The following is a 15806-nucleotide window of genomic DNA, read 5'->3' as shown; positions in this document are numbered from 1 at the left end:
ACCGGATGAACTTTTCAAAGGCCCTGACCTCGCCATAGTGCCGGGGCGGGCCTTTTTTCTTTCGAGGCCGCGCCGCCCGGGGTGTCTTGCCCCTGCGGCGCCGACCGCTTAGATATTGCGATCATCCTCCGGCCGGGCCGGAGCGCACGATCAGACAAGGACGCCGCCTATGCTGTTTGGACTGCTGCAATTTATCGACCTGGTGCTAGGCCTCGTCATCTTCATCATGATCGCCCAGGTGATCGTGAGCTGGCTGTTGGCCTTCAACATTCTCAACATGTCCAACCGCTTCGTGGCGACCATCGCCAACGCGCTCTATCAGATCACCGATCCGCTGCTGCGGCCGATCCGCCAGTTCCTGCCCAATTTCGGCGGACTCGACATCTCCCCGATCGTCCTGTTCCTCATTATCTACTTCCTGCGCCTGGTGATCCTCTATCCCCTGATGCGCCAGGCCGCCATGGGCGCCCTCTGACGCCTGGGTGAGCGCCGCGCCCGGAAAGGGGCGCGGCGGCGCGAAAGGTCAATAGGGATGCCCGGGCATTTCCCCGCGCCGCCAAGGCCCTAGCCCCCGATAAGCCAGCAATGCTGTCCCGAAAAGGGGCGAGAATAGCCATTGCCTGCCCCTTGTATTTGCGCCATCCTCCCGAGTGTTCCGCCTGAGGGGCGGTTCCGGTTCTGCCAATGGGAAGAGGAGCCCGGCAGCATCGGAAACAAGGAGGAAGGGTCCGGGCGGGGGCGATGGCCGATACGCGCATCCCCGACACCGTGCCGGGCCGGATTTGTGAGGGGAATAGACAATGAATTTGGCCTTATGGCTGATCGTTGCCTGTGGCGTCCTGTCGGTCGTCTACGGCATCGTGACTACGCGCGCGCTTCTGGCCGCCAATGCCGGCACGGCGCGCATGCAGGAGATTTCGAACGCCGTGCGCGAGGGGGCCATCGCCTATCTCAAGCGCCAATACACCACCATCGCCATTGTGGGCGTCGTCATCCTCGTCGCCGCCTGGCTGCTGCTCGGCATCTATGCCGCCATCGGCTTCCTGATCGGGGCGGTGCTGTCGGGGGCGGCTGGGTTCATCGGCATGCATGTGTCGGTGCGCGCCAATGTGCGGGTGGCCCAGGCGGCCACCACCTCGCTGGCGGGCGGGCTCGACCTGGCGTTCAAGTCCGGCGCGGTCACCGGCCTGTTGGTGGCCGGGCTCGGCCTTCTGGGGGTCACCGTCTATTTCCTCGTCCTCACCACCTGGCTGGGCTTTGCCGCCACCGATCGCGTGGTGATCGATGCGCTTGTTGCGCTGGGCTTCGGCGCCTCGCTGATTTCCATCTTCGCCCGGCTGGGCGGCGGCATCTTCACCAAGGGCGCCGATGTGGGCGGGGACATGGTGGGCAAGGTCGAAGCGGGCATTCCCGAGGACGATCCGCGCAACCCGGCCACCATCGCCGACAATGTGGGCGACAATGTCGGCGATTGCGCCGGCATGGCGGCGGACCTGTTCGAGACCTATGTGGTGACCATCGTCGCCACCATGGTGCTGGCCGCCATCATCCTGCCGCCCGACCTGCAACTCATCGGCATGGTGCTGCCGCTGGCCATTGGCGGCGCGTGCGTCCTGACCTCGATCATCGGCACCTATTTCGTCAAGCTCGGCGCTTCGGGCAACATCATGGGCGCGCTCTACAAGGGCGTGCTCGCCACCGGCGTTCTGTCCCTCATCGCGCTTGTGCCGATCATGTGGCTGATGTTCGGCGACATGGATCGGGTGATCGCGGTGGGCGATACGGTCTTTACCCCCTGGTCGCTGTATTTCTGCGGCGTGGCGGGGCTGGTGATCACCGGGCTGATCATCTGGATCACCGAATATTACACCGGCACCAATCGCCGCCCGGTCAATTCCATCGCCGAGGCCTCGATCACCGGCCATGGCACCAATGTCATCCAGGGGCTGGCGGTGTCGCTCGAATCCACCGCCCTGCCGGCCCTGGTGATCATCGCCGGCATCATCGTCACCTATTCCCTCGCCGGCCTGTTCGGCATCGGGGTGGCCGTGGTGACCATGCTGGCGCTGGCCGGCATGATCGTGGCGCTCGACGCCTTCGGCCCGGTGACCGACAATGCCGGCGGCATCGCCGAAATGGCCGGCCTTCCCGACGAGGTGCGGAAAAACACCGACGCGCTGGACGCGGTGGGCAACACCACCAAGGCGGTGACCAAGGGCTATGCCATCGGCTCAGCCGGGTTGGGGGCGCTGGTGCTGTTCGCCGCCTATACCCAGGATCTCTCCTATTTCATCGCGACGGCCGCCGAGGGCAGCTTCTTCTTCGGCGTGGGCGAGGTGAGTTTTTCGCTCGCCGATCCCTATGTGGTGGTCGGGCTGCTGTTCGGAGGGCTGCTGCCGTTCCTCTTCGGCGGCATGTCGATGACCGCCGTGGGCCGCGCTGCGCAGGCGGTGGTGGTCGAGGTGCGGCGCCAGTTCCGCGAAAACCCCGGCATCATGGAAGGCACCACCAAGCCCGATTACGGCCGGGCCGTGGACATGCTGACCAAGGCGGCGATCCGGGAAATGATCGTCCCCTCGCTGCTGCCGGTGCTCTCGCCCATCGTGGTCTTCGTCGCCATCCTGCTGATCGCCGGCAAGGCGGCCGCCTTTGCCGCGCTGGGGGCCATGCTGCTGGGGGTGATCGTCACCGGCCTCTTCGTCGCCATCTCGATGACGGCGGGGGGCGGCGCCTGGGACAACGCCAAGAAGAGCTTTGAGGACGGGTTCACCGATTCCACCGGGCAGACCCATTACAAGGGCTCGGAGGCCCACAAGGCCTCGGTGACCGGGGATACGGTGGGCGATCCCTATAAGGACACCGCCGGCCCTGCCGTCAACCCGATGATCAAGATCACCAATATCATCGCGCTGCTGCTGCTGGCCGTGCTGCATTAAGGCCCGGCCGGAACCAACCACGAGACCACGCAAACCCGAGCCGGGCAGGAGTGCCCGGCTCTTTCGCGCCAGAGACAGGTCAGGCCGGCCCGGGCCTGTTGGACATTGGACCGGGAGGCGCTTAGGCTCCTCCCACCGGAGCAGTTGAGGACAAGCGGGCGATGAGCCAAAGTGACCACGCGATGCCAGAACGCTGGGCCGACCGCATCGCGGCCCTCGAACCCGAGCGGCCGGGGCTGGCCCGCTTCATCGCCAAGGCCATCGCCGCGACCGACGAGCAGGACCTCGCCCTCTACCCGCCCGCCCGGCTCGAACCGCTTTTGGAGCGCAGCTTCTCGCGCATCGGGGAGCGCAAGCCCGGCCGGGCTGATATCCATATCTGGCGGCCAGAGGACCCGGCGCTGGCCGAGCGGACTATCATCGACATCTATTCCGCCGATACCCCGTTCATCGTCGATTCCGCCCTAGCGGCGATCCGGTCGACCGGCGCGGTGATCCAGTTCATGACCCATCCGGTGGTCGCGGTCGATACCACGACGACGCCGTGGACGGTTCTGGCCGAACCGGGCCCGCAGACGCGCAATGAAAGCGTGCTGCAGGTCCATATCGACACCCCGGCCGATCCCGGGGCGGCCGAGGCCATCGCCGGGGAGCTGGACCGCACCATGGCGCAGGTGCGCGCCGCCGTGCTCGATTGGCGCGACATGCTCGAACGCCTGCGCGGCGCCGTCATCGCCTATCGCGACCATCCCCCGCAAATGCGCGAGCCGGCCCTGGCCGAGGCGATCCACTTCCTCGCCTGGCTGGCCGATCACAATTTCACCTTCCTCGGCATGCGCGAATACCGCCTCGAAGGGGCGGGCGAGACCCGTTCGCTGGCCCCGGTCGAGGGGAGCGGGCTGGGCATATTGCGCGACCCGGATTATCTCTATCTGCGCCAGGGCGAGGCCTATGTGCACACCACCGCCCAGCACCTGGAATTCCTGGCCACCGACGAGCCGCTGATGGTCACCAAGGCCAATCGGCGGGCGCTGGTGCACCGGCGGGTGCATATGGACTATGTGGGGGTCAAGACCTTCGACACGTCGGGGCGGATCACCGGCGAATTGCGCATTGTGGGCCTCTTTACCTCCGCCGCGCTGGCGACGCCCCATGCGGAGGTGCCGCTGGTGCGCCGCAAGATCGCCGACGCCATGCGCCGCTCGCGCCTCGATCCCCATTCCCATGCGGGCAAGGCGCTGATGAACGCCCTCGACAGCTATCCGCGCGAGGAATTGTTCCAGATCACCGAAGCGCAGCTCTTCGAATTCGCCTCGGTGATCTCCACCCTCGCCGACCGCCCGCGGGTGCGGGTGCTGCCGCGCATCGACCGCTTCGACAATTTCGTCTCGGTGCTGGTCTACCTACCGCGCGACCGTTTCGATTCCACCGTGCGGGCCCGGATCGGGCAGCATCTCGCCGCCCGCTATGAGGGCCATGTCTCGGCCTTCACCCCCGATTTCCCGGAGGGCGACCTGGCCCGGGTGCATTTCATCATCGGCCGCACCGGCGGGCCGACCCCGCAGCCGAGCCGCGAGGCGCTGGAAGCCGAGATCGGCGAAATCGCCCGCACCTTCGCCGACCGGCTGCGCTCGGCGGCCCATGGCAGCGCGGCGGTGGCCGAATACAGCGAGGCCTTCGACGCCGGCTACCAGGCCGATCATTCCCATGCCGATGCCCTCGAGGACATCGCCATTTTCCGCACCCTGGGGCCTGATACGCCGCTGGCGGTGCGGCTGGCGGCGGGCCGCGAGGGCCCGGACAGCCTCAGCCTCTCGGTCTACAATCGCGCCGATGCCATCCCGCTTTCGGCCCGGGTGCCGACGCTGGAGAATTTCGGCTTTTCGGTGATCGAGGAGCGGACCTACCAGATCCGGCCGGCCGGGCGCGAGGTGCGCTATCTGCACGACATGACCCTGCGTTCGCGCGCCGGCGCCGTGCCCGACCTCGCCGAAAGCGCCTATCGGCTGGAAGCGGCGATGATCGCCGTCTCCACCGGCGCGGTGGAGAATGACGGCTACAACAAGCTCACCCTCCTTGCCGGGCTCGGCCATGAGGATGTGGTCATCCTGCGCGCCCTCGGCCATTATCTGCGCCAGATCGGCATCGCCTATTCCCAGACCTATATCTGGACCGCCCTGGCCCATCAGCCGGCCCTGGCGCGGGCGCTGGTGGCCCTGTTCCACACCCTGCACGATCCCGCGCTCACCGGCGACCGCGAGGCCAAGGCGGCGGCGCTGCACCAGACCATCACCGCCGGGCTCGACGCCATCGCCTCGATCGACGAGGACCGCATCATCAGGCGCCTGCTCAACCTCATCGAGGCCAGCCTGCGCACCAATCTCTACCAGCGGGTGGACGGGGCCGCACGCCCGGCGCTGGCCATCAAGTTCGATCCCCACCGCATCGACGGCCTGCCCGAGCCCCGGCTCTACCGCGAGATCTTCGTCTATTCGCCCCGGGTCGAGGGGGTGCATATGCGCGGCGGCGCCATCGCCCGCGGCGGGTTGCGCTGGTCGGACCGGCCCGAGGACTTCCGCACCGAGATTCTCGGCCTCGTCAAGGCGCAGATGGTCAAGAACGCGGTGATCGTGCCGATCGGCGCCAAGGGTGGCTTCGTGCCGCGCCAGATGCCGCCCGATCCCGACCGCGACACCTTCATGGCCGAGGGCACCGCCTGCTACAAGATCTTCATCGGCGCCCTGCTCGACGTTACCGACAATCTCCTCGGCGATACGGTCCTGCCGCCCGAAATGGTGTTCCGCCGCGACGCCGACGATCCCTATCTGGTGGTGGCGGCCGACAAGGGCACCGCCAGCTTTTCCGACACCGCCAACGCCATCTCCACGGCGCGCGATTTCTGGCTGGGCGATGCCTTCGCCTCGGGCGGCTCGGCGGGCTACGACCACAAGAAGATGGCCATCACCGCAAGGGGCGGCTGGGAGGCGGTCAAGCGCCATTTCCGCGAAATGGACATCGACATCCAGACCCAGGGCTTTACCGTGGCCGGGGTAGGCGACATGAGCGGCGACGTGTTCGGCAACGGCATGCTGCTGTCGAAAACGATCCGGCTGGTCGCCGCCTTCGACCATCGCGACATCTTCATCGATCCCGACCCCGACAGCGAGCGGGCCTATAGGGAGCGCCAGCGGCTGTTCGATCTGCCCCGCTCGAGCTGGGCCGACTACGATGCCGCGCTCATCTCCGAGGGCGGGGGCGTCTTCTCGCGCCAGACCAAATCCATTCCCCTCTCGCCGCAGATGCAGACACTTCTGGGCCTCGCCACCCCCACCGCCGGGCCGGGGGAGATCATCTCCGCCATCCTCAGGGCCGAGGTCGACCTTTTGTGGTTCGGGGGCATCGGCACCTATATCCGCGCCTCGGACGAGGCCGATGCAGAGGTGGGCGACAAGGCCAATGACGCCATCCGCGTCGCCGGGCGCGACGTCCGCGCCCGGGTGGTCGGCGAAGGCGCCAATCTCGGCGTCACCCAGCGCGGGCGCATCGAATACGCCTTGGGCGGCGGCCGCATCAACACCGACGCCATCGACAATTCGGCCGGGGTCAACTCCTCGGACCTCGAGGTCAACATCAAGATCGCCCTTTCGGACATGGTGCGCTCGGGCGCCCTCGATATGGAGGCCCGCAGCGCCTTCCTTGCCGAAATGACCGACGAGGTGGCGGCGCTCTGCCTGCGCAACAACTATCTCCAGCCCCTCGCCCTTTCGCTCATCGAGCGGCGCGGCATGGCCGAATTTCCCGATCTGGTCGATCTCATGGCCGAGCTGGAAGCGACGGGCGAACTCAACCGGGCCATCGAATACCTGCCCGACGATGCGGTGCTGGCCGAACGCGCCGCCGCGGGGACCGGGCTCACCCGCCCCGAGCTGGCGGTGCTGCTCGCCTATGCCAAGAACACGCTCTACACCGAGCTTCTGGCCTCCCCGACCCCGGACGATCCCTATCTGGCGCGGGAGCTCTATCGCTATTTCCCCGCCACCCTCGAAAGGCGCTATCCCGAGACCATCGAGACCCATCGCCTGCGGCGCGAGGTGATCGCCACGGTGCTGGCCAATGCCATGATCAATCGCGGCGGCCCGGCCTTCGTCTCCAAGCTCGTCGCCATGACCGCGGCCGAGCCGGGCGCCGTCGCCTTCGCCTATGCCCTGGCACGCGACAGTTTCGAATTGCCTGGGCTGCACGCGGCCATCGACGCGCTCGACAACCGCGTGCCCGGCGATCTCCAGCTGACGCTCTATGCCGAGGCGCAGGCGCTGCAGGTGTCGCAGGCGCTGTGGTTCCTGCGCAACGAGGATTTCACCGAGGGCCTGTCGGACCTTGTCGAGCGCTATCGCGAGGGCATCGCCGCCATTCGCGTCGCCCTGCCGGACCTCGTCTCCCCCTTCCTCGCCGAATCGATCGCCACGCGGGAAAAGCAGTTCGAGGAGGGCGGCACCCCGCCCGATCTCGCCCGCCGCATCGCCGCCCTCTCGGTGCTCTCGCTGGCTCCGGACGCGGTGCTGGTGGCCTATAAATGCGATGTGGACGTGCTCGACGCCGCCACGGCGATGTTTAAGGTGATCGAGATGTTCCGCATCGGCCAGCTCACCGAGCAGGGGGCGATGCTCACCGCCGCCGACCGCTTCGACCGCATGGCGCTCGACCGGGCCATGGCCAATCTGCTGCGGGCCCTGCGTGATCTCTCCTCGGACATCCTCTCGGCCGGCGACGGGCCGGTGGCCGACCGCATCGCGGCCTGGAAGGCGCCGCGCCGCTCGGCCATCGCCCGGCTGGGCGATACGGTGGCCGATCTCACCGAGGGCGAATTGACCCTCTCGCGTCTTTCCGTCGCGGCGGGCCTGTTGAGCGACCTCGTGCGCAGCTGATCCGAAGAGGGGTCAAACCCCATGGCCCCGGTCCGATTCCGGCGGATTGGGGCGGGGCGGGTGCGCGCTTTCCCGCCCCGCCGCGGTCATCGTGCCGCCGATAGGACTTGCATTGATCGGCCGCCATGGGCAAAAAGCCCGCGTCTTCCCCCTCCCCAGACGTTCAGGATCGAACCGAACATGAATATCGACGCCATCCCGGTCGGCAAGAACCCGCCCGAAGACCTCAACGTGATCATCGAAGTCCCGCTCGGGGGCGAACCGATCAAATACGAGATCGACAAGGACAGCGGCGCCCTGTTCGTCGACCGGTTCCTCTATACGCCCATGCGCTATCCGGGCAATTACGGCTTCGTGCCTCATACCCTGTGCGGCGACGGCGACCCGCTCGACGTCATCGTCCTCAACTCGCGCCCGCTGGTGCCCGGCGCCGTGGTGCGCTCGCGCCCGGTCGGCGTGCTGCTCATGGAGGATGATGGCGGCCAGGACGAAAAGATCCTCGCCGTGCCGGTCTCCAAGCTCACCCAGATGTATGATGCCATCGAGGACGTCACCGACCTGCCCGAGATCCAGATCGAGCGCGTGAAGCACTTCTTCACGCATTACAAAGACCTCGAACCGGGCAAATGGGCCAAGATCGATCGCATCGGCAATCGCGACGATGCCGTAAAGGTGATCCTCGATTCCATCGAAAGGGCCCGGAAGGGCTGAGTCCGGACCTTCGCGCCGCGCCCGCACCCCTTGACCGAGACGGGGTTGCGGGCGTAAAAATAGCGCAAACCGTACCCGTGGGTACGGAAAACTGACCTCACGACCGGAAACCGAACGCAATGACCGCCAAGACACTCTATGACAAGATCTGGGATGACCACGTCGTCGAATACGATGAGGACGGCACCGCCATCCTCTATATCGACCGTCACCTCGTCCACGAAGTCACGAGCCCGCAGGCGTTCGAAGGCCTTCGCCTCTCCGGCCGCAAGGTGCGCGCGCCCGAGCGCACCCTGGCCGTGGTGGATCACAACGTGCCCACCTCCGACCGCCGGCAGGGGATCGACGATCCCGAATCCAAGCTGCAGGTCGACACCCTCGCCCAGAACGCCGCCGATTTCGGCGTGGAATATTACAACGAGCTCGATATCCGCCAGGGCATCGTCCATATCGTGGGCCCCGAGCAGGGCTTCACCCTGCCCGGCATGACCATTGTGTGCGGCGACAGCCACACCTCGACCCATGGTGCCTTCGGGGCGCTGGCCCATGGCATCGGCACCTCGGAAGTCGAGCACGTGCTCGCCACCCAGACGCTGATCCAGCAAAAAGCCAAGAACATGCGCGTCACCGTCGACGGCAAGCTGCCGGCCGGGGTCACCGCCAAGGACATCATCCTGGCCATTATCGGCGAGATCGGCACCGCCGGCGGCAATGGGCACGTGCTCGAATATGCCGGCGAAGCCATTCGCGGCCTCTCCATGGAAGGCCGCATGACGGTGTGCAACATGTCGATCGAGGGCGGCGCTCGGGCCGGGCTGATCGCCCCCGACGAAACCACCTTCGCCTATGTCAAGGATCGCCCGCGCGCCCCCAGGGGCAAGGCGTTCGAGATGGCGCTCGACTATTGGAAGACCCTCTATACCGATGAAGGGGCCTATTTCGACAAGGAAGTCCGGCTCGACGCCGCCAACCTGCCGCCCATCGTCTCGTGGGGCTCCTCGCCTGAGGACGTGATCTCGGTTCTGGGCGCCGTCCCCGATCCCGACCAGATCGCCGACGCCAATCGCCGGGCCTCCAAGAAGCGCGCGCTCGACTATATGGGTCTCGTCCCCGGCACAAGGATCACCGATATCGAGCTCGACCGCGTCTTCCTCGGCTCGTGCACCAATGGCCGCATCGAAGACCTGCGCGCCGCCGCCGCCATCGTCAAGGGCCACACGGTGCATGAGCGGGTCAACGCCATGGTCGTTCCCGGCTCGGGACTGGTCAAGGCCCAGGCCGAGGCCGAAGGGCTGGACCGGATCTTCATTGAGGCCGGTTTCGACTGGCGCGAGCCGGGCTGCTCCATGTGTCTGGCCATGAATGCCGACAAGCTGGCCCCCGGCGAGCGCTGCGCCTCGACCTCGAACCGCAATTTCGAGGGCCGGCAGGGTTTTAAGGGCCGCACGCATCTGGTCTCGCCCATCATGGCCGCCGCCGCCGCCATCCGTGGCCGCTTCGTCGATATCCGCGAGTGGCCGCGCCAGTAATGGCGGATAAACCCGAAGGCGACGCAAAATTCTGGGGGCCGCTGGCGGCCCCCTCCCTCGACGATATCGAGGCGCTCGCCGTCGCGGCGCTCGACGCGCTGCCCGAGCCGTTCCGCTCGCTGTCGCGCGACGTCGAATGTCGGGTGGCCGACTTCCCCACCGACGAGGTCTGCAAGGACATGGAGCTCGACAGCCCCTTCGACCTTTTGGGCCTGTTCGAGGGCGTGGGCCTCACCGATGACGGGGCGAGCCCCTTCACCGGCCAGATGCCCAACCGGGTGTGGCTCTATCGCCGCCCCATGCTCGACTATTGGGCCGAGCACACCGATACGCTGGGCGAGATCGTCACCCATGTGCTCATCCATGAGATTGGTCACCATTTCGGCCTCTCGGACGACGACATGTACGCCATCGACGACGGATTGCGCTAGCTTTGGTCAGCCCTTTTCGGCTTCGGACCGGCTCATGAAGCGGTAATCGGCATAGGTGTCGCCTTCGAGGTCGTCATCGACTACGAGGACCAGGTCCTGGGCCTGGAAGGCCGCGTACCAGCTCTCCCAGTCGACCAGTTCGAAATGGCTGCCCGGGCGATCCGGCCCCTCATTGGCGTCGGCATTGAGCATGTGCTGGTCGAAGGTGAGGCCGAGCAGGTGCTGGTCGGTGCCGTTCGGCTCGGGCATGTCGGCCATGATCGGATTGCCGCCCCGCGGCTGGGTCCAGGTGCGGATATCCTCGAGCGTCGTCAATGTGCTGGCCATGGTCGGTCTCCGGTTGTCACGCGCTTGCGGCACCGGGCGATGCCGCTCGTGGCGGGAAACGCCGGCCGTGCCGCAAGGGTTGCGTCGGCCGGTGCCGGGGATGTCATTAACGCTTCGTCCAATTTCGGGCTGATAGGGTGTAAAATGTCAGTGCCGGCCGGACGGGGATGAAAATCCGTCGGGACGGCCATTACTATGCAGACCGCCGCCCGCGCGGCCGAGAGGGATCGTGGACGGACGGCTATGAGCAGCGCCATTTTTGTCTATTGGGTGGTGCTGGCCCTGTGCCTCGTGCAGGCTGCGGCGTTTTTCGCCCTGTATCATTTCGATCGCGTCAACCGGCCGGCGGTGTCGTTCGGCCTGGCGTTCGCCGCCGCCGGGTTCAGCTTTGGCGGGGAGATCGTTCTCGCCACCGGCTTTGCGCCCAGCGCCACGCGCATGGTGATCGCGGTGGCCATGGTGGCGATGTTCATCTTCGTCGCCGATGGGCTGGCGCGGCGCTATCGGGTCGGGCTGTCGCGCGGGGGCGGGCTGGCCATCGGGGCGGCCTCGGCGCTGCTCTATCTCATGATCCTCGACCTGCCGCGGGCCGATTTCACCCGGCAGATGCTCTATCAGCTGCCCTATGGCTTGCTCAGCCTCCTGGCGCTGAGCATCATCTGGCGCGCCCGCGACAAGGTGCGGGCCGATTGGCTGGTCATGCTGCTCTTTGCGCTCATGGCGGTCCATTTTCCGGCAAAGCCCTTCGTCGCCCTGTGGACCGGCGGGGTGGGGGCCGAACCGAGCGGCTTTGCCGCGACGTCCTATGCGGCGCTGTCGGCGGTCTCGGGCGCGGTGCTGATCGTCACCCTCGCCATGGTGGCGCTGGGGATGATGCTGTCGGACAGCGCGGCGCGCATCATCCGCAATTCCGAGCGCGACGCGCAGACCGGGGTGCTGACCCGGGCCGGCTTTGCCCATCACGCGGCGCGGCACCTGGCCGGCGCAGCGCCGAATCTGGCCGATCCGGCGGCCGGCGATCTGGCCCTCATCCTCCTCGCCATGGATCTCTCCGGTCGCCCGCACGCGCTGCCGGTGGTTGCGCTGGCCGAGTGCCTCGGGGCCGGCGCCCCGCGCGACGCGCTGGTCGGGCGCATGGCCGAGCATGATTTCGCCGTGCTGGTTCCCGGCGCCAACCTCTTTGCCGCCCGCGCGCTGGCCGACAGTTTTCGCGCCGCTGCGGCGGAGGACCCGGCGCTCGGCGCGGTGACCCTCTCCATCGGCATCACCGAGCGCGAGCCCGGCGATGTCTATGCCGAAATGCTGGCCCGGGCGCTGTGGGCCCTGTCCCAGGCGCAACGCAGCGGCGGCGACACGATCCGCCTCGCCGCACGATCGGGTTTCGGGCTGGCCGCCGGCACCAAGTGAACCTCAGAGAGACAGCGCGTAGTCGGCGATCTCCTCGCCGGTGAGGTAATAGAGCCGGTTGGGCGGCGTCTCCATGGCGGGCACCCAGAGCAGCGGATCGACGCCCATTTCGCCCAGATAGCGGGAAATGCGCGCCGTTATGGCCTGCGCATCGCTCATGGCCTGGGCCGAGCCCAGCGCCTCGCCGGTGCGGGCATCGGCATAGATCTGGTGCACGCCCACCGCCGAGGTGCCAGAGACGGCGCGCGCCACGCCGCCGGCCAAAACCAGCGGGCAGGAGGAGGCGCATAGCGCTCCGTCGCCCACAGCGGTCGCGAAGCCGGCGGCGCGGATGGCGCGGCCGATGGCCAGCGCGTCTTCGACCGACCCGCCGGGGGAATTGAGCGCCACGGTCTCGATATAGTCCCCGCGCAGCGCGACCTCGGCGGCAAACAGCGCCGCGGCGCCGGGGGTGATGGTGCCTTCGAGCATCAGCACGCCCCCTGGGATCAGCTCCATCGACAGGGGCTCGGCCAGGCGCTCGGGGGGCGTCGTGATCTGTTCGAGAGGGCGGTAGGCGGGATTGTCGGGGTCGATTTCCGGGCGGTCGACCGCCGGCAGTACCGGATCGCCGCCCGGGGTCACCGCCAGCTCGTGCGGGCGCAGCGCGCTGAGCGCGCGATAGTCGCTGACCAGCACCCAGGCGGTGCCGGCCAGCATGGCGAAGAAGGCGGTCTTGAGGATGGCGCTATCGCTGACTGCGTCGAGGGCCGCCAGCAGGCGGGCGCCGGGGCCTTTTCGCGGGGCGGGCGGGCTGATGCTGCTCACGGCCGGGCCGGGCCTTCGCTGCGCTTGCGCTGGAAGGCGGGCAGCGCGGTCACCGTGTCGTCGCCCCCGTGCGGGCCGGTGCGGGCCACTTCGGCGTCATCGGGCGCGTCCTCGGTGGCCGGTTCGGCCTCGGGTTCCGGCGGGGGCGGTGCGGCGCGCGCGGCGGCCTGGGCGGCCAGCATCTGGTTGTGCAGCGCCACCGCGCGCATCATGTCGGCGGCGGTGAGGGTTTCGGCGTCGTCCATGGCCTCCGCGTCGCGCCGCATGGCCGAATGGGCGACGGCCAGCAGCAGCACCAGCACCACCGGCAGAAGGTCGATGGAGATGGCCCCGGCCCAGGAGGGGAGGAAATCTGAGGCATAGCGGATCACCGCCTCGGCGGTGGACAGCGGCACGAAGCGCCGCGATTGCACCGCCGGCTCGGCCATGATCGCCTGCGCGGCCTGGGAGAGCGCCACCGATTGCGCGTCGACCGCCGAGCGCACATTGGCAATGGCCGCGTCCTGACGCGCCACCAGCCCGGCGCTCTGGCCATCGGCCACCGGGGCGATGAAGCCCAGCGAAAGGTCGTCGGCGGCCCGCGCCACCGAGGACGCGACGGAAGTTTCCTGCAGCGCGGCGATCACCCCGGCGAGCTTGACCGCTTCGCCGGCGAAGAGATCGGCGCGCGGCTGCACTTCGCCGGTCCCCGAGACGAGGTCGCGCATGGCTGCGAGGTGCCCGCTGCCGGTTTCGAAGAGGCCGGCCACCCGGTCCTGGCTCTGGGCGATCGAGGAGCCCAGCGCGGTCATCTGCGTGCTCATCTGGCTCAGCAGTTGCACCACCGAGCCCGATCCCGCCGAACCGGTGAGGGCGCCGCCGGCCCGCTCCTCCTCGGCCAGGGTGGCGAAGCGCTCGGCGGCGCGCTGCACGTCGGGGAGCAGCGATTGCGCCGAAAGCGCATTGCCGTGCGCGGCGTCGAGATCGCCGGAAAATTCCTCCAGCGTCACCGCCATGTGCTGTTCGAGCGCGGCCGAGCCGGCCAGCGCGGCGGCGTTGAGCCAGGAGCTCATGGCGACGATCATCACCGAGCCCAGCACCATGATGGCGATCATCAGCACCCGCTGGCTGGCTTCCCGCATCAGCGGCAGGAAGCGCATCATATAGCTCCAGAAGACATAGATGCCGACCGAGACGGCCACCGAATAGATGATGGCGGCGAAGAAGACGTAATTGGCGTCTCCGTCCAGCAGCCCGCGCACGCCGATATAGGTATAGACGCCGCTGGCCAGCGCCAGCACGGCCAAAGCGAAGCGCGAGGTGGTCTCCAGCCCCTTGATCGTCTGGCCGATGCGCGTGGCATTGTTCTGGCTCGACATGTGCGGTCCCTTGCAATCCCGGCACGTCCGGGCCAGCCGCCCCATGCCTTAACGCAAGCTTAACAGGCAAATCCCGGCAAAATCGAGATGGGAACTTTCGTCACGGGCGGGCACGCGCGGAAAAAACCGCCCGGTTTTCCCAAGGGTCGGCGGTCTCTCGCGCTATTGTGATGGCGCGGAGCGGCCCCGGCGTCCCGGCTCCATGCAACCCTCTGCCGGTCTTTCCGGTTCCCTCCGGTCATCAAGAGGAGGAAATCATGGATTTGAACCGCCGCCAGACCCTGGGCCTGGGGCTCGCCGTCCTGGGCACCACCCTCGTCCTGCCGCGCATCGGGTTTGCGCAACAGGCCGGGGGCGACACCTATCCGACCAGCGCCGGCGACATTGTCGTCCACCCTATCTCGCATGCGTCGCTGGTGCTCGAAACCCCCTCGGGCACTGTTTATGTCGATCCGGTCGGCAGCGCCGGGCTCTATGCCCATCTCGCCGCGCCCGACCTCATCCTCATCACCCATGAGCATGGGGATCATTTCGACGCCGGGACATTGGAGGGGATTGCGGGGGAGGACACCGAGATCATCGCCAATCCGGCGGTGTTCGCCATGCTGGCCGAGCCCCTGGCCGCGCGGGCGCGCCAGCTCGCCAATGGCGAAAGCGACAGTTTCGGCGAAATCGCCATCGCGGCCATCCCGGCCTACAACACCACAGAGGACCGGCTGCAATACCACCCGCAGGGCCGCGACAACGGCTATGTGCTGACCATTGGCGACCGCCGCATCTATATCGCCGGCGACACCGAGGACATCGCCGAGATGCGAGCGCTGAGCGATATCTTCATCGCCTTCGTGCCGATGAACCTGCCCTTCACCATGACCGAGGCCCAGGCCGCCTCCGGCGTCGCCGCCTTCGCCCCGGCTTTTGTCTATCCCTATCACTACAATGACAGCGACCTCGACCTGTTCGCCACCCTTCTGGCCGAGGAAACCGACGCGACCGAAGTGGTGCGGGGAGAGTGGTATTAGGGTGCCTGCAGCCCCTATTCCTCCGGCTCGGTGGTGAGCATCAGGGGGAAGCCGAATTGCTGGGAGAGCTCGATCGCCTCGTCGGCCTTGGTCTCGGCGATCTCCTTGGTATAGACGGCGATGACCGCCGCCCCCTTCTGGTGCGCGGTCATCATGATCGATTCCGCCTGCGGCTCGCCCAGCCCGAACACCGATTCAAGCACCTTCACCACGAATTCGCGCGGCGTGTAGTCATCGTTGAGCAGGATGACCTTGTGCAGCTTGGGCCGTGCGGTGCGCAGGCGCGTCCGGGTGCGGTTCTGGGTCGATATATCGCTCATCGCGACCTCTCGAACGATAAGGAAAAGGGAGAT

12 protein-coding genes are annotated in these 15806 nt (G+C 67.3%); 8 read left to right on the top strand and 4 right to left on the bottom strand.

Annotation, left to right across the window (positions count from 1 at the left end; translation table 11 throughout):
• The first annotated feature begins 169 nt into the window (after positions 1 to 169).
• The 6 genes from DVH29_RS05790 to DVH29_RS05765 all read left to right on the top strand — a co-directional run bounded on the left by DVH29_RS05790 (position 170) and on the right by DVH29_RS05765 (position 10532).
• Positions 170 to 475, top strand: coding sequence for a YggT family protein (locus DVH29_RS05790; RefSeq protein WP_114645211.1), 306 nt, complete (start codon positions 170 to 172; stop codon positions 473 to 475).
• 325 nt (positions 476 to 800) lie between these two features.
• Positions 801 to 2936, top strand: a complete 2136-nt coding sequence (locus DVH29_RS05785; protein ID WP_114645210.1) for a sodium-translocating pyrophosphatase — start codon at positions 801 to 803, stop codon at positions 2934 to 2936.
• A 182-nt stretch (positions 2937 to 3118) separates the two neighbouring features.
• Positions 3119 to 7861: an NAD-glutamate dehydrogenase gene (locus DVH29_RS05780; protein ID WP_114645209.1), complete on the top strand. Its 4743-nt coding sequence runs from the start codon at positions 3119 to 3121 to the stop codon at positions 7859 to 7861.
• Between the two features lie 180 nt (positions 7862 to 8041).
• Positions 8042 to 8572, top strand: a complete 531-nt coding sequence (gene ppa, locus DVH29_RS05775) for an inorganic diphosphatase (RefSeq protein WP_114645208.1) — start codon at positions 8042 to 8044, stop codon at positions 8570 to 8572.
• A gap of 119 nt (positions 8573 to 8691) precedes the next feature.
• Positions 8692 to 10101 carry a 3-isopropylmalate dehydratase large subunit gene (gene leuC / locus DVH29_RS05770; protein WP_114645207.1) on the top strand — a complete coding sequence of 470 codons (1410 nt, stop codon included), beginning with the start codon at positions 8692 to 8694 and terminating at the stop codon, positions 10099 to 10101.
• Entirely contained in the window at positions 10101 to 10532 is a 432-nt protein-coding gene (locus DVH29_RS05765; protein ID WP_114645206.1) for a metallopeptidase family protein, read from the top strand. The genes leuC and DVH29_RS05765 overlap by 1 nt, the downstream gene beginning before the upstream one ends.
• Positions 10533 to 10538: 6 nt before the next feature.
• On the opposite strand, the gene DVH29_RS05760 is transcribed toward DVH29_RS05765, so the two are convergent.
• Positions 10539 to 10859 carry a hypothetical protein gene (locus tag DVH29_RS05760; protein ID WP_147276011.1) on the bottom strand — a complete coding sequence of 107 codons (321 nt, stop codon included), beginning with the start codon at positions 10857 to 10859 and terminating at the stop codon, positions 10539 to 10541.
• 243 nt (positions 10860 to 11102) lie between these two features.
• Here DVH29_RS05760 and DVH29_RS05755 point away from each other — a divergent pair, with 243 nt between their 5' ends.
• A complete protein-coding gene (locus DVH29_RS05755; RefSeq protein WP_114645204.1) occupies positions 11103 to 12266 on the top strand; it encodes a GGDEF domain-containing protein in 1164 nt (387 codons plus the stop codon).
• A gap of 3 nt (positions 12267 to 12269) precedes the next feature.
• On the opposite strand, the gene DVH29_RS05750 is transcribed toward DVH29_RS05755, so the two are convergent.
• Both DVH29_RS05750 and DVH29_RS05745 read right to left on the bottom strand, forming a co-directional pair.
• Positions 12270 to 13073, bottom strand: coding sequence for a COG3904 family protein (locus DVH29_RS05750; protein WP_245944893.1), 804 nt, complete (start codon positions 13071 to 13073; stop codon positions 12270 to 12272).
• On the bottom strand, positions 13070 to 14431 hold the full coding sequence (locus tag DVH29_RS05745) for a hypothetical protein (protein ID WP_114645203.1): 1362 nt from the start codon (positions 14429 to 14431) through the stop codon (positions 13070 to 13072). The genes DVH29_RS05750 and DVH29_RS05745 overlap by 4 nt, the downstream gene beginning before the upstream one ends.
• A 257-nt stretch (positions 14432 to 14688) precedes the next feature.
• Here DVH29_RS05745 and DVH29_RS05740 point away from each other — a divergent pair, with 257 nt between their 5' ends.
• Positions 14689 to 15453 (top strand): MBL fold metallo-hydrolase, encoded by a 765-nt coding sequence (locus DVH29_RS05740; RefSeq protein ID WP_114645202.1) that lies wholly within the window; start codon positions 14689 to 14691, stop codon positions 15451 to 15453.
• 14 nt (positions 15454 to 15467) lie between these two features.
• On the opposite strand, the gene DVH29_RS05735 is transcribed toward DVH29_RS05740, so the two are convergent.
• Positions 15468 to 15773, bottom strand: coding sequence for an ATP-dependent Clp protease adaptor ClpS (locus DVH29_RS05735; protein WP_114645201.1), 306 nt, complete (start codon positions 15771 to 15773; stop codon positions 15468 to 15470).
• Positions 15774 to 15806: the final 33 nt, after the last annotated feature.

It is taken from the genome of Pelagibacterium lacus, from assembly GCF_003345525.1.
GTDB classification, from domain to species: Bacteria; Pseudomonadota; Alphaproteobacteria; order Rhizobiales; family Devosiaceae; genus Pelagibacterium; species Pelagibacterium lacus.
The sequence above is the reverse complement of the archived record's forward strand: the minus strand, read 5'-3'. Positions and strand labels throughout refer to the sequence as shown.

Excerpts from the sequence above, each read along its gene's own strand:
- DVH29_RS05790 (WP_114645211.1), top strand. The coding sequence starts at position 170 with ATGCTGTTTGGACTGCTGCAATTTATCGACCTGGTGCTAGGCCTCGTC.
- DVH29_RS05785 (WP_114645210.1), top strand. The coding sequence starts at position 801 with ATGAATTTGGCCTTATGGCTGATCGTTGCCTGTGGCGTCCTGTCGGTC.
- DVH29_RS05780 (WP_114645209.1), top strand. The coding sequence starts at position 3,119 with ATGCCAGAACGCTGGGCCGACCGCATCGCGGCCCTCGAACCCGAGCGG.
- ppa (WP_114645208.1), top strand. The coding sequence starts at position 8,042 with ATGAATATCGACGCCATCCCGGTCGGCAAGAACCCGCCCGAAGACCTC.
- leuC (WP_114645207.1), top strand. The coding sequence starts at position 8,692 with ATGACCGCCAAGACACTCTATGACAAGATCTGGGATGACCACGTCGTC.
- DVH29_RS05765 (WP_114645206.1), top strand. The coding sequence starts at position 10,101 with ATGGCGGATAAACCCGAAGGCGACGCAAAATTCTGGGGGCCGCTGGCG.
- DVH29_RS05760 (WP_147276011.1), bottom strand. The coding sequence starts at position 10,859 with ATGGCCAGCACATTGACGACGCTCGAGGATATCCGCACCTGGACCCAG.
- DVH29_RS05755 (WP_114645204.1), top strand. The coding sequence starts at position 11,103 with ATGAGCAGCGCCATTTTTGTCTATTGGGTGGTGCTGGCCCTGTGCCTC.
- DVH29_RS05745 (WP_114645203.1), bottom strand. The coding sequence starts at position 14,431 with ATGTCGAGCCAGAACAATGCCACGCGCATCGGCCAGACGATCAAGGGG.
- DVH29_RS05740 (WP_114645202.1), top strand. The coding sequence starts at position 14,689 with ATGGATTTGAACCGCCGCCAGACCCTGGGCCTGGGGCTCGCCGTCCTG.
- DVH29_RS05735 (WP_114645201.1), bottom strand. The coding sequence starts at position 15,773 with ATGAGCGATATATCGACCCAGAACCGCACCCGGACGCGCCTGCGCACC.